The organism is Rickettsia endosymbiont of Proechinophthirus fluctus, from assembly GCF_001602635.1.
GTDB classification, from domain to species: Bacteria; Pseudomonadota; Alphaproteobacteria; order Rickettsiales; family Rickettsiaceae; genus Rickettsia; species Rickettsia rickettsii.
Genome location: NZ_LECS01000001.1, coordinates 136442 through 159247, shown reverse-complemented (window position 1 = coordinate 159247; position 22806 = coordinate 136442). Strand labels below are relative to the sequence as shown.

The window sequence follows — 22806 nt, the reverse complement described above, 5'->3', positions numbered from 1 at the left end:
TTATTAACTTGTTAATTTACACAAACATTTAGTAAATTCGTTTGGACATATTCTTGTACTAGAGCTACTCATAACTAAATTAGTATCAACCTTATTAATAAATCGTAGCAATATATTTGTCAAACTATTAATAAAAATTTTATTTGTTCCAAGTGTCGGAATTCGGGTATATTGAATTTTATATTTATCTGCGATTAATTTATATTCAATATCAAGCTCTACTAGTGTTTCAACATGCTCGGATACAAAGGATATAGGTACGATAATTATGTCTTTTTTTAACTTTCCTGCTAGCTCTATTTCGTCTTCCGTATTAGGTTTTAACCACTCTATAGGTCCTACTCTACTTTGATAAGTTATCTTATAATCTAGATCTTTTATATTTAATTCTTTAACTATTGCTTGTACTGTTTCTTTTATCTGAAAACCATAAGGATCACCTGCTTTTATTATTTTTTCGGGTAACCCGTGAGCAGAAAATAATATACGAAAATTTTTATCGTATAGTTTTTCTTTAATTAATGAAACATGAGCTTTTATAAAATCTTTTTCTAGAGGATAACAGCAAATTGTTTTAATTGGAATATCAATATCAAGGTTTTGTAAAAAATTTTTAACTGATGATCCTGTCGTAGTACTTGAAAATTGAGAATATAGAGGCAATAATATTATTTCGCTTGGATTATATTTTTTTATTTGACCTATTACTTCTTTAGCAAACGGTGCTGAATATCTCATATTTATAAAAATAGCGAAATCTTCTTTTATAAGTTGCTTTAGCTTTTCGGTTAGTGCTAATTTCTGCTCCTCTGTTTCCTGCAGTAAAGAAGATTTACCACCGATTAAAGAATAAATTTTTTGAGATTTTTTCTCTCTAGTAATAGAAATTATTTTAGCGATAATATAACGCAAAGGATTTGGTAGATTAATTATAGCTTTGTCATAAAATAGATTAAATAGAAAAGGCTTCACTGATTTAAGGTTTTTTGGACCGCCTAAATTAAAAAGTACTATTGCTATTCTTTTCTTCATATAACCTAACATATTCTGTCAAAAATTCTACATTTTCTGTAGGTGTTTCAGGCAAAATACCATGTCCTAAATTAAAGATAAAATTCTTTCCTTTCATTGCCTGAAGAATTTTATAAGTTTTTTCTTTAATAATTTCTTTATTAGTTAATAATACAACCGGATCTAAATTACCTTGTACTATTACTTTATCACTCCACTCTTTCATTTTTTCAAGAGGAACCATTTGATCTACAGCTAAAACATCTATCGGTACTTCTTTTATAAATTTTTCGTACAATAATCCTGCTCCTTTAGGAAAAGCAATTATAGGAGTTTTTGGAAAAACTTCTTTTACTTTTAGTATAATCTTTTTTGTCGGCTCTATTACAAATTCAGTAAATTCCTCTTCTGCAAGTACTCCTGACCATGAATCAAAAAGCTTTAAAACATCTGCTCCAGATTTTGCTTGATTTATAAGATGATCAGCTGTTTTTTCCGTAATAAAATTTAATAATTCTTCAGCAAGTATTTTATTTTCATATATGAATTTTTTGCTCGTTTTAAAATCCTGTTTTCCTTTTCCCTCTAACATGTAACTCATCACTGTCCAAGGACTACCTGCAAATCCTATTAAAGAAATGGGGGATGGTAATTCTTTTTTTACTTTTTTTATTATTTCATAAACCTTTTCTAATTTATAATTCGGATTGATTTGCAGATATTTAAAATCTTCTTGTGATTTGAATTGCTTTAATATAGGCCCTATTTTTTCTTTAAAATCCACTTCCCATCCAAGAGCATGAGGTAAAACTAATATATCGGAAAAAATAATAGCTGCATCAAATCCATAACGTTTTATCGGTTGTAAGGTTACTTCTGTTGCTTTGCTAACATCATAACAAAAATCTAGAAAATTTTTTGTTGTTTCTCTTACTTTTTTATATTCCGGCAAATATCTACCTGCTTGACGCATAAACCAAATAGGTACTTTATTATTATTTCCTTTTAATGGATTTATAATTTGCTTCATGTTATTACTAAGAATATTAAAATAATAAATATATTTATTATTTGTCGTTTATATAAATAGAATTATGTAGATTAAATGTTTTAAACAGAGTTATCAACAAAATTTTCATTAAAATTTTCTTAAAAATATAGGTATTTTTAATTATATTCACATAAGTTTGTAATGAATTTATACAAGTGGATAATTAAGTGTAAAATTCATTTCTAGTTTAGAAAAGACTATTTTTTCAAAGAAAAATGATATTTATTCACAATTTTATCCACAAACTATTTATTTAAAAGAAAATACACTAGATTTACTTGATTTAATAAGGATTTGAGGAAATTTTTAATAGGTTTTAATAGGAAAAATAATAAGTTATTAAAAAATTTATCCACAATTACATGTGTAAAGTATGACAAAGCTAATTATTCACTTAGTTTCAGACTCTTCCGTGCAAACTGCAAAATATGCAGCAAATTCTGCCATTGCACAATTTACTTCCGTAAAACCAAAATTATATCATTGGCCAATGATCAGAAATTTGGAATTGCTAAATGAAGTATTAAGTAAAATAGAACATAAACATGGGATAGTATTATACACGATTGCCGATCAAGAACTCCGAAAAACTTTAACGAAATTTTGCTATGAATTAAAAATTCCATGTATTTCTGTAATAGGTAAAATTATTAAAGAAATGTCTGTTTTTTCAGGTATTGAAATAGAAAAAGAACAGAATTACAATTATAAATTTGATAAAACTTATTTTGATACACTTAATGCCATAGATTATGCTATAAGACATGATGACGGACAAATGCTTAATGAATTATCAGAGGCTGATATAATATTAATAGGTCCTTCTAGAACTTCTAAGACACCGACTTCCGTATTTCTAGCGTATAACGGTTTAAAAGCTGCCAATATTCCTTATGTTTATAATTGCCCCTTTCCTGATTTTATAGAAAAAGATATAGATCAATTGGTAGTAGGACTCGTTATTAATCCAAATAGGTTAATTGAGATAAGAGAAGCTAGATTAAATCTATTACAAATTAACGAAAATAAAAGCTATACGGATTTTAATATAGTACAAAAAGAGTGCCTAGAAGTCAGAAAAATTTGTGATCAAAGAAATTGGTCGGTAATTGATGTGTCGACTAGATCAATAGAGGAAACAGCAGCTTTAATAATGCGAATATATTATAATAGAAAAAATAAATATAATAAATAAAAAGATTTTCATTATTTACAAGTAGAAGCCTGTACTTTATAATTTTATTTATAAATATAGGTGTTGTCCATATGAATCCGAAAGCAACACTATGTCATTCCTAGCTAAAAGCGACTTTGTTGTATAGATTGAAAAACCTACTCGATGTCATCCCCGTCTACACGCGGGGATGACATAAACGAGTTATGCAATAAGGCTGTTAAAAGCGGGAATGACATAAAAGCCATATGGACAATGCTACAAAAACATAGAGGAATTTATGGTAAATAACGTAATGGATAGCTCTTTTAAAAAGGAAGTATTAGAATCAGATTTACCTGTACTGGTTGATTTTTGGGCAGAATGGTGCGGACCGTGTAAAATGTTAATGCCGATAATAGATGAAATCAGTAAAGAATTACAAGGCAAAGTAAAAGTACTTAAAATGAATATTGATGAAAATCCTAACACTCCTTCAGAATACGGTATTCGTAGTATTCCAACGATAATGTTATTTAAAAATGGTGAACAAAAAGATACTAAAATAGGTTTGCAACAAAAAAATTCTCTTTTAGATTGGATTAATAAATCTATTTAATATTTATTTATGTCACTTAGCTATCCAAAAGTATTTATAGAGATAACTAATGGTTATGTTGAAGGTATTGATACTCATAAAAGAGCTCAAGGTTTAAAGCATTTCTTCTTGAAAAAAGGAGTCTCTCTTTCTCCAAATATACCTATATTAAACAATATTAATTTTTCTTGTTATGAGGGAGAAAAAATAGCTTTTATAGGGAGTAACGGTTCGGGAAAAAGTTCGTTCCTAAAGTTAATCGCTGGAATATATCCGTTAAAATCCGGTACAGTCAAAGTTCATGGAGATATTGCGGCAATTATAGATATGGGAGTTGGTTTTGAGTCTGAGCAAACTGGTCGTGAAAATATAAAAATGTTAATGCTATATAATAATATGCTGGATAAATATAGCAAAAAAATTGAAAAAGAAATTATAGATTTTTCAGAACTTGGTAGTAAAATTGATTTACCGATAAAAATTTATAGCTCCGGTATGTTATCACGTCTTGCTTTTTCTGTATCAATATTTCAAAATCCGCAGATTCTATTACTTGATGAAGTTTTTGCGGCAGGCGATAGCTATTTTATAGAAAAATCTCTTAGTTTAATGAAGAATAAATTTAAAAATACTCCTATCTCAATAATAGTAAGCCATCAAGAAGAAATTATAAAAGATAATTGCGATAGATGTATTTTATTAAAAGACGGCAATATTATAGGTGATGGTACACCATCGGAAATGTTTAAAATCTATAACCAACAACAAGGAAATTCATAAATGATAAAGTATTTTTTTTCTAAAAAATACTGGCGGGCAATAGCATTACTAGTTAAAGCTTCTATAATTAGGCAAAATAAAGATTCTTTTTTAGGTTCTTTATGGAGTTTAATTCAGCCTTTTATTCACATAATGGTAATTTCATATTTTTTCGGTTTTTTATTAAGACAGCCGAGAGAATTTATGGTAATGAACTTAGTCGGTGGTATTCCTTTGTGGAGTTTTATAGTAAGCAGCTTAACGATTTGTTCAAGTTCTTTAGTTATACGTGATCAAATAATAAAAAAAGTTAGAATTTCTAAGACTTTTTTTCCTGTTGCGGATAGTTTAGGGCAATTATATACTTTAATTTGCTCATTTTCGGCAATGTATTTTGCTTTTATTTTATTATTTCCAGAAAAATTTTCTTGGCAAATAATATTTATGCCGATATTAATTTTGCCCTTAATAATATGTGTGATTAGTGGTTCTATCGCAGTAGCATTTTTAACGCCATATATTCGAGATATTCCGCAAATGTTGAGTGTTATTCTTGGAGTTATTTATTGGAGTATACCGATAGTTTATCCATATTCGCTAATTCCGGAGTCTAAAAAGATATATTTTGAATTTAATCCGTTCTTTTTAGTTATAAGACCCGTACAAGCGTTGGTGATTGACGGAACATTACCGGATATGATGCTGATAGTTAAGTCTATTATAGTTGCATTTATTACTGTTTGTATCAGTTATTTAATTTATAGACAATTTTCTAAAAGAGTTATTTATTATTTATGAAACTTGGTTTTAATCTAGATTTTAATGAATTAGATTTAACCGGACTTAAAAAATTAGATCAAATATTTTTAGATTATCTCTTTAAAGCTGATAGATCTTTGCATAAAGATTTAATGTTATTTAGATCGACTCCTCTCTCCATTATTCCAAAAGATTATTCCGAATTTTTGCTAAAAATTTCCCCTCATTTAGACGATTTTTTAGCAGAGTTATTTTGTATTTCAAAAGAAGTAACGATATTAAGGTTAAAACATAAAGATTTTGATATTATTTATGAATGTAAAAGAAAATTTGTTCAACGTGTTGCCGTAAAAAAATATCCACTGGAAAAAATAAAAGATATTGATTTTGAAGATGTGTATTTAAAACTAACTGATTTAATAGGTGCAAATTTTACTTCTAGAGAATTTGCCAAACAAATAATTATATGGCAACAGGCAGAAGAAAGTTTTGCAGAAGAATTAGACATAGCAGCTAGGTATGCTGCGTATAGGGTTTATTTGTGTGAGAGTATCAAGCCACAGGATAACATCCTATTCAACCTCCCACAAAAACTAGATAAAGAAAATCTAATAGACGATAAAAAAATATTAAAATATCAAAAAAATGAGAGAGTAGATTTTGACTATACAGATTCTTTTTTAAATCTAGATGAAGCTTTAAACCATTCTCATTATTGTATTTATTGCCATAAGCAAGATAAGGATAGCTGTTCTAAGGGATTACTGCAACCTCAGAATCGTCATTGCGAGGAGCAAAGCGACGTGGCAATCTTAGGAGATTTGACGAGATTGCCACGCTCCTTGCAGTTGCTTGCAATGACGGATTTAAAACAAGGTTGCCCGTTAAAACAAAAAATTTCTGAAATGAACTGTGTTAAGGCACAAGGTTTTAACCTAAGTGCTCTTGCTATTATCGTTATTGATAATCCGATGGTTGCAGCAACAGGTCATAGAATTTGTAATGATTGCTCAAAAGCTTGTATTTACCAAAAGCAAGATCCGGTAAATATCCCATTAATAGAATCAAATATTTTAGAAGAAACACTTAAATTACCTTACGGCTTAGAGATATATTTACTGCTTACTCGTTGGAATCCGCTTAATATTTATGCACCGCTTCCGAAAGAACCTACTAATTATAATATTTTAGTTACCGGTCTTGGTCCTGCAGGTTTTAGTCTTAGCTATTATTTATTACGGTCAGGTCATAATGTTGTGGCTATTGACGGTTTAAGAATTACTCTACTGCCTTTTGACGTTCATAAGCCTATAAAATTTTGGCATGAATATAAAAATTTGTTATCGGAAAGAATGCCAAGAGGATTTGGAGGGGTAGCGGAATATGGGATTACTGTTCGGTGGGATAAAAACAATCTCGATATATTGCGGCTAATATTAGAGAGAAATAATAATTTCAAATATTATGACGGAGTAGCTTTAGATTTTAATATAACGAAAGAACAAGCTTTCGATTTGGGTTTTGATTATATAGCTTTTTGCATTGGAGCAGGCCAGCCGAAAGTTTTGGATATAGAAAATTTTGAAGCTAAGGGCGTAAAAACGGCTTCTGATTTCTTAATGACTTTGCAAAACGGAGGGGCATTTTTGAAAAATTCTAGTACTAATATGGTAATTAGGATGCCGATTGCGGTAATAGGCGGCGGTCTTACTTCCTTAGACGCAGCAACGGAAAGTTTATATTACTATAAAAAACAAGTAGAGGAATTTGCCGAAGATTATATAGAAAAAGATTTAACAGAGGAAGATAAAGAAATAGCTGAAGAATTTATTGCTCATGCAAAATTGTTTAAAGAAGCTAAGAATAATGAAGAATTAAGAAAGGTTTTTAATAAGCTTGGGGGTGCTACTGTCTACTATCGTGGAAGATTGCAAGATTCGCCGGCATATAAATTAAATCACGAGGAGCTAATATATGCATTAGCACTCGGTGTTGATTTTAAGGAAAATATGCAACCTTTAAGGATTAATGTTGATAAATACGGTCATGTGGAATCTATGGAGTTTGAGAATCGAAACCGTCATTACGAGCAGTCAAAGACTGCGTGGCAATCTCAGGAGTTTGGCTTAACAAGATTGCCGCGTCAATGCTACGCATTTCCTCGCAATGACATCAAAACCAAAACCGTGATTATGGCAATCGGTATAGAAAATAACACTCAATTCGATGAGGATAAATATAGCTATTTCGGTGATTGTAATCCTAAATATTCGGGTAGTGTAGTGAAGGCTCTTGCTAGTACCAAAGAAGGGTACGACGCTATTAACAAAAAACTTATAAATAATAATCCTAGCTTTAAAGGTAGTTATAAAGATTTTTGTACGCAGCTTGATTATTTGCTGACTTCTAGGGTTAATAAAATAAATATTTTAGATGATAAAACTTTTGAGTTGATAATTCATTCGCCGCTTGCTGCTAAAAATTTTAAGTTCGGACAGTTTTTTCGCTTACAAAATTATTCTGAAGATGCTGCTAAGTTAATAGAGTCTGTAGCCTTAAGCCCTATCGATATTGATGTAGAAAAAGGCTTAATTAGCTTTATAGTTTTTGAAGTCGGTAAATCTACTAGCTTATGTAAAACATTATCCGAAAATGAGAAAGTAGTTTTAATGGGACCGACAGGTTCGCCGCTAGAAATACCTCAAAATAAAAAAATAGTTATTGTTGATTTCGAAGTCGGTAATATAGGCTTATTAAAAGTTCTAAAAGAAAATAATAATGAAGTTATATTTGTTACCTATCCTGATATAAAAATCCGTAAATTAGTTTCAGTGGATATAGTAATAATTAATGCTTCTCCTGAAATAATAGAAGAATTGCAAAGTCTAAAAAATGAAATATTCAGTGAAAATACAAAAATAATAATTAGCGTTAATTCATCGATGCAATGTATGATGAAAGGAATTTGCGGACAATGTATTCAAAAAGTTAAAGGAGAGCAGAAATATATTTTTGCATGTAGCCACCAAAATCAAAATGCAGAAATAGTTGATTTTAAGAGCTTGAAAACTCGTTTACGCCAAAACTCTTTGCAAGAAAAAATGAGAAAATTAGTGGCTAATTCATCCATTATTTAATATAATAGCTTCAATTAACTCTTCTAGTTGTTCAGGTGATAATTCACCAATTTTTTTGAATTTTATCACTTCTTATAGCACTAATTTCATCAACCATAATATGAAATTCTAAATTAAAACCATTTAGCTCTGTAGGATTCAATAACAGGTGAAAAGTTGTGGGGCATCTATTAAATCCGTTGTGAAGGCAAACTGTTATACTGGGATGATTTTTATATAAATTAGATTGAACAACAACAGCGGGGCGAGGTTTACCATAATCTCCCCAGATATTACACCAAGCAACAATATATCTTTTTTTAATTTCTATTATTTCCATTCATCTAACCAACTTTCTTCATTGTGTTTTAACCATAAGTTGGCATCAGGATTGTTTTCTTTACTAGCTAATAAGGATTGACGTTTAGCTTCTTTGGCTAGGTCTGAATTTTCTAGTTGTTTAAGATATATACGTATTGCTTCACCTAATTATCCAGCTTTTTTCACGGTGTAAATCATAAGTTACTTTTTCAAGTTTTTACTTAAATTTATTTCTAAGCGTATACTAGTCGTAATACTTTTTATCCTCCTTATAATATTTAATTGTAACACAAAGTGTTACATATTGCTAGTTAAATAAATTTACTTCTCAAAATGACAAAATGCTCTACTACTATCTTGATTAAGAAAATCGATAATTTGTATTACTATAGAATTATTGTTATATTTCTCAGCAACTTGTTTTATACGCTCAGCAAAATTACCTTCACCTGAGAAGATTTCTTCGATAGCTTTTAAAGCATTTAAAGACTTTACTTTATCAAACCCTTTTCTATTCATACCGATTAGATTTAAGCCCTCAAGCACCGCACGTTTGCTACTTACAAGCCCAAACGGTATTACATCTGCTCCGACTGGCGATAGCCCGCCGATCATCGAATATTCACCGATTCTAGCATATTGATGTACGGCAGACAGTCCGCCGATTATTGCATAATCACCTACCCCAATATGACCTGCTAGGCTTACATAATTAGCAAATACTACATTATTGCCGATTTTACAATCATGACCTATATGGACGCCAACCATAAATAAATTATTATTTCCTACTCTTGTCATCATTCCGCCGCCTTGGCTTCCTGCTTGTACCGTAACATATTCTCTAATAGTATTATTAGAGCCAATTATCGTGCTTGATCGCTCATTAGCATATTTTAAGATTTGTGGAGGTTGACCTATTGATGTAAAAGGATAGATTACGGTATTTTCGCCGATTTCGGTAATCCCTTCAATTACTACATGGGATTTTAGCTCGACATTGTCATGAAGCACAACTTCAGGACCTATAATACAATACGGTCCGATTTTTACGTTTTTACCAAGCTTTGCACCTTCTGCAATTACAGCTGTAGTATGGATATTAGAATTTGACACTATGTCCCTATGTTTTATCTTTAATCATTGCGGTAAACTTACTTTCTGCAGCTATTTCACCTTCGACCGTAACCGTACTTGAAAATTTCCATACGTTAGCTCTTTGCTGATCAATAACAGCGTGGATATGCATAGTATCCCCTGGTTGAACAATTCTACGAAATTTTGCATTTTCGATAGTCATTAAAAACACTTCTTTATTCTTAGTAGAACCTAAAGATTTAGCAACTAATATAGCAGCTAATTGTGCCATAGCCTCAACCATTAGAACACCGGGCATAACAGGTCTTGCCGGAAAATGTCCTGTAAATTGCGGTTCGTTAACAGTAACGTTTTTAATACCTGTTATTGATTTGTTAGGATCAATTTTAAGTACTCTATCTACTAATAAAAATGGATAGCGATGAGGTATCCAATCCATGATTTCGGTAATATCTATGATCATTTATTTAGATCTCTTCTTTAATGTAAATTTTCCGTCATTGCTAGGAAATTATGAAATAATTGACGAAGCAATCTAGTAAAAAGTACTAAAAATCAGCACTTTTTGCTAATTTTTTTGGATTGCCACCGTAGCCTATGGCTGCTCACAATGACGACTCAGGTATTCATGCAACAACAAAGTTCTTTTTAATAACAAGCTACTTTTTTAATTTGCTATTAGAGGTCTTTAGTAATTGTTTCATAATAATGGATTGTCTATGCCAATCCATAATAGGAATTGCAGGACTGCCGCCGACAATTTTACCTGCTTCTATATTTTGTGCTACACCGCCTTGTGCCGCTACCTGTGCCCCGTCGCCTATATTTAAATGTCCGGCGATTCCTACTTGCCCTCCAAGAGCACAATATTTACCGATCGTGCTACTTCCTGCTATACCTGTCTGTGCTACGATAATAGAGCCTTTACCTATTTTAACGCCATGCCCTATTTGTACTAAATTATCTATGCGGCATAAATCTTTTATAATTGTATCTTGAAGTGATCCTCTATCAATAGTAGTGTTTGCACCAATTTCAACATTATTGCCGATTTTAACTATTCCTATATGAAATATTTTGTGATGTACGCCTTTTTCGGTAGAAAATCCAAACCCGTCCTGTCCAATTTTTGCACCTGCAAGTATTACGACGTCGTCGCCTATAATTGAATAATTTATTGAAACATGTTGTTCTATTCTAGCGTTTCTGCCGATATTTACTCCTCTACCTATAAAACTTCCAGCTTCTATAATACTATTATCACCTATAATAACATCGTCTTCAATAACTACATTGTGACCTATATAACAATTTTTTCCGATAGTCGCCGAATCTGCAACAATAGCGGATTTCATTATTTTAGTAGGGTATGATTTAATAGGAGCATAAAAAAAATCTATTAATTTGCCGTAAGCAAAATGTGAGTTCTGGGCGTGTAATAAAACAGTATTTGGATTTGCTTCTCCCGTAAAATTTTTCGGCACTATACAAGCAGCAGCTTTGGTATTTTTTAAAAATTCGGAGTATTTAGGATTGCTTAAAAAGCTAATATCATTTGGTGATGCTTCCTGCAGAATTTTAATATCATGAATAGCTATATCTTCATGAATCTTAGGAGGTGCTATAATATCGTGTAAAAAATCTATAATTGCTGTTAGTTTTCGTGGCCCTAGGTTTTTATAAAAATTACTACTTACCATATAACTTTAAGCAAATTAATCATTAGCGACAGTATATAAGTGATAGTTTTATTATGCAACAAAATTTACAGGTGGAATAAAAGGTATTGCTAAGTAAAGAATGATATCGTCATTGCGAGCAGCCGTAGGCTGCGTGGCAGTCTCATGAAATAATAACAAACTCCTGAGATTGCTTCGTCAATTGCTATGCAAATTCCTCGCAATGATGGAAAAACCGATCCACGCAACAACATCTACTTGATTGTAAGATCTAGGAAAAAAATAGATAAAAAGCCACAAATATTAATTTACGTTTTATTAAGAAGAATTAAATTAATGTATTGTAGCTATTTTAGTATAAATCTTATCAATTTTTACAAAAATATTAATAATCTAATGTCTTTTAATAAAGCCTAAATTATATTAACTAAATCAAGGTATTGAAAATGTTAGAAATAAAGAACTTAGCCTTTGTAGGTGGTGGAGTAAAGTCATCGCGTATGCAGGGGCTAAAAGACAAAGATTGTTTAAAAAAATATCCAGAAAGTAGTTGGAGCTTCCGGTAGTGCAATAGCTGCTTTCTCCATAGCACTAGGATATCAACCGGAAGAAATTGAGGATATATTTAAGAAAATTGATTTTGATAAATTTTCAGATCATACTAGTAAATAGGACCAAGTGTATAATCTTGTATTCTACGGAGGATTAAATTCTGAGAAATATCTAGAAGAATTTTTAAGGCAATATTAAAAAACAAGAGATTTGACCCCGATATTACTTTTAAACAGCTACATGACAGTCAAAAAACAAATATAGATTTATACGTAGTGTGTACTAATCTCAGTACTCAATTTCCGGAAATTCTATCTTATGAAAATGTTCCTGATGAGAAAGTTGTAAAATTCGTATACGCTTCAGGGGCTTTTCCTAATATATTTTCAGTCCGTACAAAAAACTGTTCAAGGAGTAGTTTCAACATATGTGGATGGTGGAGTTACGAATAATTACCTGGTTAAGGTGTTTGATGATAAAACTGCAGCACGAAGCCTCCTTCAAACAGATAATAAAAATTATAAAACTCTTGGGTTTAAACCAATCAATAAAGAAATATTAGAAGCTTATCAGAATGGTACAGAACCTAAACCGTTTGTGGATACTACTACTGTTGTGGATCAACTATATGCATTAGCTGAAGTTCTCACAAACTTTGACTTGATAAGTTGTTTTCAGAATCATGATAGAACAGTTTTTATTGATGATCATAATATATCAGCTTTAAGTTTTGATATCGCTGAACAAAAAGAAGCATTAATAAATTCAGGTTATTCTGCAACTTATGACTATGTGATGAGAATAGAGAATATAATGCTTGCAGGACTAGGAGTAAACGATTAATGATAGCCTTGTATTATAACAACGCGAGTGGATAACCTGCTATTCGTTTTAATCTTGTTTTACAGATAGCATAAAAGGTATTGCAAAATAAAGATTGATATCGTCATTGCAAACGACTGTAAGCTTTGTTGCATGGCTCGAAAAACCCACTTGATGTCATTTCCGCGAAAGCGGGAATGACATAAAACGAGTCATGCGAGCAATACCAATTTTTGAAATCAATAATCATATTGACTTGTTTAAAGTTTTGCTTAGAATCATCTTGGAACAGCTAAGGTTGTTCTGGAGTATAGAAACCTCCATTAACAGGCGGTAAAATCACTGTTAAATTGGTTTATTCCTCGATATTTTACGGTCGGGGAGGTGTAGTAGTCATGTTCAGGGCTTAGAGTATTAACTTTAAGCCTAAAAACTACTCAGCTGTTCTTGTTGACGGTGTTTCTAACTCCATGATCACCAATCGGGCTTTAACTTAGCTTCTTGGTGATCAAACTTGAATCATTTAAGTTTAACTAATGAGAACTAAGCCATTATGAACACTAAAACAGTAGAAATAGCTATTATTGAGCCATATCTAGATTTTTTTATTAAAGACAAAGACTTAATTACATGAAATTTATCCAAATGGTATAAATAGGGAATTAAGAATAGAATTTATTTTAGTTAAAAAACTTTACACATAATATTCTTACTACAAATTAATTAGAAATTTATTCAATTTACCATACCGAAAATTATACTTATAATCGATAAACAACTTTCAAAAGCATCGCTTGGTTTATTCCGTTCAATTATTTTTGGCACTGTATTATATCTAAACTTAGTTAAATTTTTTATCTATGATAAGAATGATTTTGTATTGAACATACGAGCTTTAAAAAGTAATGAAATTTACTTTTTGTTATATTAAAATTAATTACTTTAAAAAACTGATTAACTGGGAGTAATAAATAAGCAGAATTTAAATGGTGGAGGCAAGTATACTCAAATGCTTTCAAGAATTGAATTTTATTTTGAGGGGTGAGGATGCGAATCCTTGATAAAATGAAAGAGCAATTTTTGAAAGCAGAAGAGTATAGACGATTTGCTCCACTAAGTGACAGTATATTAAGTAATATTTTTTTGTATAACAAAATTTGTAAGCATCATAAAAATTAAGGATGAAGGCAAAATTGTCCCTTTTTATTAATCCTATGTAGCGCTACTTTTTCCAGACAACTCAACATCTATCCCCCATTTTTCATTTTCTAAGTGGGAGATAATACAACATATTGCTTCATTTGGTAAGCATGATAAATGTAAAAAGGGGGGTTAGAATCCGATTGAATTTCCGGTTGTATATACTCCTGCAATGGCAAATGGGAATAATTTCATAAAATTATTCATCGTTATTATAATAGATTTAGGATTATTATTTTGTTCTTGTAAATAAGATGCTGATAGTTCCTTATTTACTTTCACTTTTTTATAGAATTTTGTAGCATATGCAATTTTAAAAAAATTATCTAAACCATTGTTATAAAAAAGTTTTATTTAGAAATGAAGCTAAATTTTTTAATAAATTTTGTTGTTTTTCTTGCAATAATTCCCTTACCTCGGCAAATGCTTTGTCCGTATCTGCGTAGCTTGCAGCCATATTCCCATTATTATCAGCACGAATAATCATCTCAGGTGGCAGCAGCTTAATAAACTCTAGAAAAACTGCTATTATGCCTTTTTTGGATGCAAGCATTAACAATGTCCTTCCGAATTTATCAATAGAGTTAATATTTTCCTCAAACATTCTTGGAATAAGCTCTATACAAACATTATCTAAATCACGTCACATAGCCTTTGTTAATGCAGGCTGACCACGTATATTCTCGATCGTATTAATATAGCCTCGTCAGACATCTTGGTAATAAGTTTGAAACAATCTTCTTCTAAACCTGCATCAGCAGCTAAAATTAAGGCTGTATTACCATCCTCATCGGATTGATTAAATAAATTAGTATTTTTTATTTTATCAATTAATTTTTCAATTTCTTTTTTATCTTCATCTTTTGTGTGTATTACACACGTTAATTTTTCTAGTAAAGATATTAGTTGATTATATAATATTTCATCTGATTCTTCAGGTGTTGATTCTTTATGTATTCCAAAAATTTTTTATACGTATAAACATAATTTATCCTTATTAACCTAAAGTTAATTAAAATTACAAAAATAAGTTTGCAGATGCAATAGAAATTTAATTGAAGATATAAAATAACGTAACGGGATTTAAAGTAAGGAATAGTGGTGGCCACGGTTGGAATTGAACCAACGACACAAGGATTTTCAGTCCTTTGCTCTACCGACTGAGCTACGTGGCCGTATATACTCGATGAACTTGAAAATTTGGCTTCGTCGTTTTTGTAAGTCCTCGGATACTCACGTATTAGCATACGCTCCGCTCTTCGACTTACAGACTCCTTGGTCTTTTCCAAGTTGATCTTCGTCTATACTATTCTTTCATTTATTAGGGTATAAGGCAATATAACTTAAGCTTATAATAGATTAGTCGGCTTTTGTCTATTCTTAATTAGTAATATTAGACAAAAATACTTAATTATGATATCATGAATGTTTATTTTTATAACGGTTTTTATGATCAAAGTCGGCAATATTGAGCTTTCTTCAAATATTATACTAGCTCCAATGTCGGGTGTTACGGATTTGGAATTTAGAAGGTTAGTGAAAAGATTTGGTGCAGGGCTTGTAGTTTCTGAAATGGTAGCAAGTAGAGCAATGATTGTGGAATCTAGGCAGTCACTAAAAAAAAGTGCCATTATGCGTGATGATGCAACAAGTGCTTGCGTACAGCTAGCAGGCTGTGAGCCGAATGTGATAGCAGAAGCTGCTAAAATGAATGAGGGTATGGGGGCAAAAATTATCGATCTTAATTTTGGCTGTCCGACGAAAAAAGTAGTAGGCGGTTATTCAGGCTCGGCTCTAATGAGGGATGAGCAGCTGGCAGCTAAAATTTTTGAAGCTACCGTTGAAGCAGTTAAGCTGCCGGTAACCGTTAAAATGCGTATGGGTTGGGATGATAATACGAAAAACGCTCCGACTTTAGCCAAAATTGCTGAAAGCTCAGGTGTTCAGATGATTACCGTTCACGGTAGAACTAGATGCCAGTTTTATTCCGGTAATGCCGATTGGGATTTTATACGATCAGTTAAAGAATCGGTAAAGATTCCGGTTATTGCTAATGGTGATATTACTAATTTTGCTAAGGCAAAAGAAGCCCTACAAAAATCTGGTGCAGACGGTATTATGGTCGGTAGAGGAGCATATGGCAAACCTTGGCTTATTTCACAAATTGATCATTATCTTAAAACAGGTGAAGAAAAATCTGCTCCCTCTATAGCAGAGCAGCTAGATATCGTAACCGAGCATTATAAGGCAATACTTGATTATTATGGTGAATCTGTGGGCGTACCTATTGCACGTAAGCATATTGGCTGGTATAGTAGCGGTTTACCGAATTCAGCAGAGTTTAGAGGTGCTGTTAATTTAATGAACGATCCTCTAGCTGTAAAAGAGAAAATTGCGGAATTTTATACGAGCGTTATGGAGACAAATAAATTAAAAGAATTTTAAGTTTTATTTTTGTAATATTGTTTTTTAGTTTAAGCTATGCAAGTGAAAAAGCAGTAATTATAACTGATTATAAACCGGTATTTTTACCTGTAATTGCTGAAAATAAAAAAATAAGAATTGCTATTCGTTCTTATTTAAATAATGAAAAATCATATTTCGTTTTAGTAGATCCGAATTCTTTTAAAACTGAAATAGCCCTACAAGAGCTGGTAATTTTACCTACGAATAAAATAGAAAAAGAAAATCTTCTAAAAAAATTAAGTAAAACTCCGTATATTAAAGTTTTAAATAAATATAGCTCTACACCTTATATACAACAAAATTACGGTGCTACGAGTAGCATGTATAAAGTAAAAGGACAGTTCTTGACAATTGACATGTGTCCTTCTTCCAAAAGCTTTGAAGAAGATTTTTTTAAAAAGCTTGTAGAATTATCGATCAAACTAAATAAACCTATTCCGATTGCTATATGTGTTTCAGGATTATGGATTAATAAGCATACAGAAGAATTCTTATGGTTATTAAAACAACAAGAAAACGGTTATTTACAAATAACATGGGTTAATCATTCATTTAGTCATCCTTATTTTAAAGATAAACCTCTTGAAGATAATTTCCTTCTTTCCAATAAAGATGATTTTGAAAATGAAGTATTAGAAGCAGGGAAAATATTAGTAAGTTATAATATTGCTCCGTCACCTTTCTTTCGTTTTCCTGGATTAGTTTCCGATCAAACATTAATAGAAAAATTAAAAGATTTGGGATTTATTTCGCTTGGGAGTAATGCATGGCTTGCTAAAGGCGAAAAAGTTCAAAATGGTTCTTTTATATTGGTACACGGTAATAGTAACGAAAAAGCCGGAATAGATTTAATTATGCCGATGTTACCGGAATTAAAATTACTTCCTATTGAAAAGGCGTTTTTATTACATGACAATTGATTAGTTAGATATTAATAATACGGTAAGCTCATAGTTGTTCTTATATCACATGAAGAATATGAGAAAATTGATCAGCTTGAAGATATGTATTGGGCAATGCAAGCAAAAAATGCGAGTAAAAGTGGTTTTTTATTAGAGGAAGAGAGTAAGGATTTTTTAAATAAGATATTAAATATCTTTCTTATAGGAAAAAGAAATGATGGAAAAGTTTATAAATTAGTTAAAAGAAAAATTAAATAGTTCATAATTATAACTTAACTTTTCTAGTAGGGCTTTTATCTCTTTGAATATCAAGTTTTGTATCGAATAGCGGAGAATCTTGTAAAAAATCAATAAGGGAAGATTCTTGTGAATTTTCTTTATGATTTGTTATTATACTACATAAACGTTTATTATTATCTAATACTTCTAGATTTACTTCGATTAAAGGCGGAGTAAGTAAATGCTTAATAATTTCAGACCATTCTATTAAAATTAAATTGCTGTTTAATGCCTCTTCAAATCCAAGTTCATAAATTTCTTCAGGTGATTTAAGACGATACAGGTCATAGTGATATATAGTGAAGTTAGATGCTTTATACGTTTGCAGTAAGTTAAAAGTAGGGCTTATAATGCTTGTATTTTCACCGCAAAAATATTTAATAATTTCACGACAAAAAAATGTTTTACCTGCTCCAAGGTCACCGTTAAGTAAAACTATATCATTTGGTTTTAAGCTTTGTGCTAAAAGCTTTGCAAGCTTCTTTGTCTTTTCTTCGCTATTTAGTGTATGCATTTTTTAACTTGATAAATCATTTGTAAATATTGATTCTGAAAAGTGTTGGAACCTATATTCTGCACATTCCAGTTTTCGCTATTTAATATTATTATTTTAGCGTTTAATTTGTCGTATAATCGTGAATTTTGTTCATTACTTAAAACAAGACATTTGTTATTAGACTCTTTAATTAAATCTTCTAGCTTGCTTATATATCGGAGGCTTTTTTGACTTTCGCTATATAATTTTGCAGTTTTAATATTAGTATTAAGAAAAAAATACTCGCTACTGTCACTTAATAAAATTACGTCTTTTATCGTTGCAAGCTCATTATTTTTAATCTCTTGTAGCTTATTTAATTCTTTAAGTGCTGTTGAAAGGTTATTATTAATATCTTCTTGTAGCTCAGGAAATTTTTCACTAAATATTTGTGCAAATTCCTGTAGTAAAATCACAGCATTATTAAGATCAAGCCAAGTATGCCAATTATCTTTTATAGTGGTTAAAGATTTAATATCACTGATTTTTATAATGTTTTTGCTATGATTATCAATTAATTTCTCGGCAAAACCGTCAAATTGTTCATTAATATAAATTGCTATATCAGAATTTTTGACTTTTACTAAATCACTAGGTTTTAAATTATAATGATGTGGACAGTCACTACTAATAGCTAAGCTCTCGATATCCGCTTTATCCTTAACAAGCATCGAAACAATACTGCCGATTGGCGTAATACTTACAACTATCTTAGGCTTAGCATAGCTAGTAAGGCTGAGGAATGTAAGGAATAGTAATGCTAGGTATGTCATCTCTGTGAAGGTTTGCTTGCATTGATACCAAATCGTCATTGCTAGCGACTGAAAGGAGCATGGCAATCTCAGGATTTTGGCACAAGATTGCTTCGTCAAAATTTTCAATTTTTCCTCGCAATGACGGTTTGACGTACTAGCTCTCATAATTTCGCCAACAACTCTAATTTACTAGGTTTAAAATCCTGCTCTATCCAAAAATTTTTTAGATATTCTAGTTTTGCTCCTATTTTTTTTTTTTCTATATTCATATTTAACAAATCATTACCGTTTACTTGGAATTTAGGACGTAATAACGCATCATATTTAAGAATAAATTCTTTTACTTGTGAATGATTTAATTTACCGATTATTCTAGCTGCTAATAAATATTCCTTATAATTCTTTTTTTCAAACCAAATTTTTTTCATGTTAAATTTAGCGTCATTCAGAAAGTTCGTTATTGATAATATTTGCATTGCTTCATGTTTTGAGAATTGCCAATCTAGAAAGACCTTTAAATTTAAATCTTTTTGACAATATAATAAGAGTGCATATCGAGTAACTAATTCTAATTTAAAATCATTTGCCTGTTCAAAAAATTTTATTTCATAATTTTGGATAGAGAATATTAGTTCTAATATTCCTATTTCAAACATAGCTTTTAAAATTTGTGCTGCTTTTTTTGAAACAATAATTTTATCCATTTCGCTTTTAATTCGCTCTCGTGATAAAGTTTTTAAGCCGTCTTTTAAAGCTTTACATGCTTTAAAGCTGCCATAATCAAGCTGATTCGCATAATAGCTAGAAAACCGAAAAAAGCGTAGAATTCGCAAATAATCTTCTTTAATTCTATCTAGAGCTTCCCCTATAAATACAACCTTTTCCTGCTGCAAATCCTTAAACCCTTCAAAATAATCATATATCTCGTTCTTAAAGGGACAATAGCTTAAAGCATTAATAGTAAAATCTCGTCTTGCGGCATCTTCGGCAAAATCGTTGGTGAATATTACTTTGGCATGTCTGCCGTTACATTCAATATCTTTCCTAAGAGTCGTGATCTCAAATTTTTCATTATTTAAAGTAGCTGTAATCGTGCCGAATTTTAAACCGGTCGGAATAGTTTTTATTTTAGCTCCAGATAAAATATTTGTTACTTCACTAGGTGTCAAATTAGTAGCTATATCTATATCGCGGCTACCTTTCTCAAGTCGATCTCTTGGATAACTTGCTTCTAAAGGTAATTTGTACGTCGATCCGGTACTCAAATCCTTACGTACGTTTATGTACATTGCGATTCTGCGTTCCGTGTCTCCTTCAAATTCCTCTTTATTAGTTTTGTTATGCAAGAGATCTAGTAACGCATCACGTACACAGCCGCCTATAAGTCTTGCTTGTCCTTTTTCATTTAAGAGACTCAAGATTTTTCTATATCCTTTTGAGGGGATTTTTAGTATTTTGTGTGTAACTTGCATTATTCGATTTTACCTAAAGTATTGGATAGTTTTTAAAAAGACTTTGATGTCATCCTAGCTAAAAACTGGACCTTGTTATATGGCTCGTTTATGTCATTCCCACTTGGCATTGTTGTGTGGATACTGAGTCGTCATTGCGAGGAAAAACTGTAAGTTTTGACGAAGCAATCCAGTAAAAAATGCTAGTTTTTAACATTTTTTTATTATTTTTCTGGATTGCCACGCTCCTTACAGTCGCTTGCAATAACGACTTAGTATCCACACAACAATGTCAAGTGGGAATGACATAGAACAAGAACAGTCCGGTACTAAGATTTTACGTATATTCCTTTTTATTGCAAAAGATAAGTATAATAGGGCTTTTTTTAAAATCTTTATTAATCGTTATTAAGCTCCCGCGGCATTTAGATTTATAATTGAGATTAATATGAATTTCGGCTTTCTCACAATGATTATCTTTATTAATGACAATTTTTTGTTCGTAGTTGGTTAAAAAATATTATTCTCTAAAGGTAACACCATACTATCTTTTTGTCCAAACCAATTAGCCCAGTAAGTTCTATTGAAAGCAGGTATTTTATCAGCATGTATTACTAGTTTATTTTCTCTATCTTTAACGCCTACCGCCATATGATTTGCATCAAATATTAATTCCGGCTTTGGGGAGTAGGACATAAATATAAAAGATATTGTCATGATTGCAAGACCAAGCAAACGCCAAGCAGGTTTCCGTATACAAAGCCAAAAAAGCTGAATAAAAAAGAGTAATATGCTGAAATTGGTAATATAACCGAAATATTATACAGCAGCTGGTAAACTATTGAAATAGGCGGCTGATTTTATTATTATATCAATAAAGAATCCCATAAGCTTTAGGATATAGTTATCAAACCCGATCATGGTAAAAGGCAGAGATAACAAAGCAAGAGGCATAAGAAAAAATGACGTTATCGGAACAACAATGAGGTTAGTTGGTACTGAGTAAGTAGCAAATATAAAGAATTAATTAATTACTACAGGTGCCGTTATGATGCTTGCTAAGAAGCTTGAATAAATATTTGAGGCTGTATAAAATTTTACTGCTCCAAAAATGCCTTTCTTTTCTCCAAGTAACCATGAATTCTTTAAGTAAAATTCATAACCGGCAACAAGCGATAATACGGCGATAAAAGATAATTGGAAACTTGGATGAAAAATATATTCGGGATTTAACGATAATATTATAAAAGCCGCAATTGCAAGTGAATGAAGGGGAAAGCAAGAGCGTCCGATAAATATAATACCGTAAATAAAAATTGCAGCAGTAATAAAAGCTCTAGTCGCTGCTATTTGCATACCGCTTAGTTCTAAATAACCAAAGCTTCCTATTAGCGAACAATAAGCAGAGATTAATTTTATATTGAAATTATATGCCAAATAATTTGAAAAATTTAATAAAAACCTTGTAGTAAGGAAAATAATCATCACAACTAAAGATAGATGTAATCCTGAAACACAAAGCACGTGTGATATACCGTTTTGCCTCATATCCTGCATTATTTGCCTGTTTAAACCTTTTGTCTTGCCAAGTAATATTGCAGCTGCATAATTCCCTTTATCTTTTCTATTAAATTATTATAAATATAGGAATGCACTCTATAAATAAAACTATCAAAATTTGTTTCATTACGTTCTATAATTTGTGGCTCAGACATCGCATAGCCGTTTGTTCCAATATCCGATAGATAAGCGTAAAAACCAAAATCATAACCCCCGGGTAGTATACTATTTTGCGGCTTATAGAGCTTAGCAAGCAAAGTAATTCGGTTATTTACCCTAATTTCTTGTATATATTTTTTCGGTATACTAATTTTTTAACTTTTTGTAAGTTACGATTAATTTTTCTATCTTTATGCGACTTAATACTACTTATCCTCCTATAATAGTCGGTTTTATCGATTCTATTTTACCGCTAATTTTAGTGATGATAGCTTTATAAAGCATTGCGCTATGTAAATTTGTTACATGATATTTAGAGATGAATATGCCAAAAATAAAAGCAATAATCATTCAGTAAGTAAATTGTAAAAATATATTAGAATTCCTAGTAAAAGTTAATATTAAACAAACACAAAAAATGAAAAAATTGTTGTAAATGCAAGCTCAAAATCAAGCGAAAAATAAACAATAATACCGTAAATACAATTAACAAAATACCAAATATTTAAATTATTATACTCTGTTTCCAAAGTTATTTTAAAATATTGTAGTGTTTCCTATCAAAAGTTAAAAATACATT

Annotated in this window: 21 protein-coding genes, 1 tRNA gene and 3 pseudogenes; 9 read left to right on the top strand and 16 right to left on the bottom strand. The window is 30.9% G+C overall.

Going from position 1 to position 22806, the window contains the following annotated elements; all coding sequences use genetic code 11:
- Positions 1–3: 3 nt before the first annotated feature.
- A complete protein-coding gene (gene hemH, locus BG75_RS00800; RefSeq protein ID WP_062811081.1) occupies positions 4–1044 on the bottom strand; it encodes a ferrochelatase in 1041 nt (346 codons plus the stop codon).
- Complete coding sequence (hemE, locus tag BG75_RS00795) at positions 1001–2041, bottom strand: uroporphyrinogen decarboxylase (RefSeq protein ID WP_062811080.1); 1041 nt, start codon at positions 2039–2041, stop codon at positions 1001–1003. The genes hemH and hemE overlap by 44 nt, the downstream gene beginning before the upstream one ends.
- A 394-nt stretch (positions 2042–2435) precedes the next feature.
- Here hemE and BG75_RS00790 point away from each other — a divergent pair, with 394 nt between their 5' ends.
- From BG75_RS00790 to BG75_RS00770, 5 genes are all read left to right on the top strand, one after another.
- Positions 2436–3257: a pyruvate, water dikinase regulatory protein gene (locus tag BG75_RS00790; RefSeq protein WP_062811079.1), complete on the top strand. Its 822-nt coding sequence runs from the start codon at positions 2436–2438 to the stop codon at positions 3255–3257.
- 259 nt (positions 3258–3516) lie between these two features.
- Positions 3517–3834 (top strand): thioredoxin, encoded by a 318-nt coding sequence (gene trxA, locus BG75_RS00785; RefSeq protein WP_062811078.1) that lies wholly within the window; start codon positions 3517–3519, stop codon positions 3832–3834.
- A 9-nt stretch (positions 3835–3843) separates the two neighbouring features.
- Complete coding sequence (locus tag BG75_RS00780) at positions 3844–4593, top strand: ABC transporter ATP-binding protein (protein WP_004997012.1); 750 nt, start codon at positions 3844–3846, stop codon at positions 4591–4593.
- A complete protein-coding gene (locus tag BG75_RS00775; protein WP_062811077.1) occupies positions 4594–5370 on the top strand; it encodes an ABC transporter permease in 777 nt (258 codons plus the stop codon).
- Positions 5367–8468, top strand: coding sequence for an FAD-dependent oxidoreductase (locus tag BG75_RS00770; protein WP_062811076.1), 3102 nt, complete (start codon positions 5367–5369; stop codon positions 8466–8468). The genes BG75_RS00775 and BG75_RS00770 overlap by 4 nt, the downstream gene beginning before the upstream one ends.
- A gap of 43 nt (positions 8469–8511) precedes the next feature.
- On the opposite strand, the pseudogene BG75_RS00765 reads toward BG75_RS00770, so the two are convergent.
- From BG75_RS00765 to lpxD, 5 genes and pseudogenes are all read right to left on the bottom strand, one after another.
- Positions 8512–8753 (bottom strand): annotated as a pseudogene (locus tag BG75_RS00765) (type II toxin-antitoxin system PemK/MazF family toxin).
- 24 nt (positions 8754–8777) lie between these two features.
- Positions 8778–9059 (bottom strand): annotated as a pseudogene (locus BG75_RS10435) (CopG family ribbon-helix-helix protein).
- A 30-nt stretch (positions 9060–9089) separates the two neighbouring features.
- Positions 9090–9884, bottom strand: a complete 795-nt coding sequence (lpxA, locus tag BG75_RS00760) for an acyl-ACP--UDP-N-acetylglucosamine O-acyltransferase (protein WP_062811075.1) — start codon at positions 9882–9884, stop codon at positions 9090–9092.
- A gap of 7 nt (positions 9885–9891) precedes the next feature.
- A complete protein-coding gene (fabZ, locus tag BG75_RS00755; RefSeq protein ID WP_004997000.1) occupies positions 9892–10329 on the bottom strand; it encodes a 3-hydroxyacyl-ACP dehydratase FabZ in 438 nt (145 codons plus the stop codon).
- Between the two features lie 196 nt (positions 10330–10525).
- A complete protein-coding gene (gene lpxD / locus BG75_RS00750; protein WP_062811074.1) occupies positions 10526–11566 on the bottom strand; it encodes a UDP-3-O-(3-hydroxymyristoyl)glucosamine N-acyltransferase in 1041 nt (346 codons plus the stop codon).
- A gap of 960 nt (positions 11567–12526) precedes the next feature.
- Here lpxD and BG75_RS09260 point away from each other — a divergent pair.
- Positions 12527–12940 carry an alpha/beta hydrolase gene (locus tag BG75_RS09260; protein WP_252903544.1) on the top strand — a complete coding sequence of 138 codons (414 nt, stop codon included), beginning with the start codon at positions 12527–12529 and terminating at the stop codon, positions 12938–12940.
- A 1516-nt stretch (positions 12941–14456) separates the two neighbouring features.
- Here the strand turns inward: BG75_RS09260 and BG75_RS00735 are convergent.
- Positions 14457–14723 carry a hypothetical protein gene (locus tag BG75_RS00735; protein ID WP_062811072.1) on the bottom strand — a complete coding sequence of 89 codons (267 nt, stop codon included), beginning with the start codon at positions 14721–14723 and terminating at the stop codon, positions 14457–14459.
- A gap of 495 nt (positions 14724–15218) precedes the next feature.
- Positions 15219–15294 (bottom strand) — tRNA-Phe (locus BG75_RS00730).
- A gap of 274 nt (positions 15295–15568) precedes the next feature.
- Between BG75_RS00730 and dusB the strand changes: the two genes are divergently transcribed.
- The 3 genes from dusB to BG75_RS08915 all read left to right on the top strand — a co-directional run bounded on the left by dusB (position 15569) and on the right by BG75_RS08915 (position 17745).
- Complete coding sequence (gene dusB / locus BG75_RS00725) at positions 15569–16564, top strand: tRNA dihydrouridine synthase DusB (RefSeq protein ID WP_062811154.1); 996 nt, start codon at positions 15569–15571, stop codon at positions 16562–16564.
- Positions 16549–17505: a polysaccharide deacetylase family protein gene (locus BG75_RS00720; RefSeq protein WP_156468954.1), complete on the top strand. Its 957-nt coding sequence runs from the start codon at positions 16549–16551 to the stop codon at positions 17503–17505. Before dusB ends, BG75_RS00720 begins: the two co-directional genes overlap by 16 nt.
- A 96-nt stretch (positions 17506–17601) precedes the next feature.
- Entirely contained in the window at positions 17602–17745 is a 144-nt protein-coding gene (locus BG75_RS08915) for a hypothetical protein (protein ID WP_217284866.1), read from the top strand.
- 7 nt (positions 17746–17752) lie between these two features.
- Here the strand turns inward: BG75_RS08915 and tsaE are convergent, their stop codons facing one another.
- From tsaE to BG75_RS08565, 7 genes and pseudogenes are all read right to left on the bottom strand, one after another.
- A complete protein-coding gene (tsaE, locus tag BG75_RS00715; protein ID WP_062811070.1) occupies positions 17753–18280 on the bottom strand; it encodes a tRNA (adenosine(37)-N6)-threonylcarbamoyltransferase complex ATPase subunit type 1 TsaE in 528 nt (175 codons plus the stop codon).
- Complete coding sequence (locus tag BG75_RS00710) at positions 18268–19221, bottom strand: metal ABC transporter solute-binding protein, Zn/Mn family (protein WP_062811069.1); 954 nt, start codon at positions 19219–19221, stop codon at positions 18268–18270. Before BG75_RS00710 ends, tsaE begins: the two co-directional genes overlap by 13 nt.
- Positions 19218–20528, bottom strand: coding sequence for a palindromic element RPE1 domain-containing protein (locus BG75_RS00705; protein WP_062811068.1), 1311 nt, complete (start codon positions 20526–20528; stop codon positions 19218–19220). The genes BG75_RS00710 and BG75_RS00705 overlap by 4 nt, the downstream gene beginning before the upstream one ends.
- A gap of 489 nt (positions 20529–21017) precedes the next feature.
- Positions 21018–21224 (bottom strand): hypothetical protein, encoded by a 207-nt coding sequence (locus BG75_RS00700; RefSeq protein ID WP_062811067.1) that lies wholly within the window; start codon positions 21222–21224, stop codon positions 21018–21020.
- A 102-nt stretch (positions 21225–21326) separates the two neighbouring features.
- Positions 21327–22055 (bottom strand): annotated as a pseudogene (locus BG75_RS00695) (ComEC/Rec2 family competence protein).
- A gap of 20 nt (positions 22056–22075) precedes the next feature.
- Positions 22076–22324 (bottom strand): hypothetical protein, encoded by a 249-nt coding sequence (locus BG75_RS00690; protein WP_062811066.1) that lies wholly within the window; start codon positions 22322–22324, stop codon positions 22076–22078.
- A gap of 112 nt (positions 22325–22436) precedes the next feature.
- The gene (locus BG75_RS08565) at positions 22437–22577 is read right to left on the bottom strand and encodes a hypothetical protein (RefSeq protein ID WP_196242454.1); all 141 of its coding nucleotides are present in this window, start codon (positions 22575–22577) and stop codon (positions 22437–22439) included.
- Positions 22578–22806: the final 229 nt, after the last annotated feature.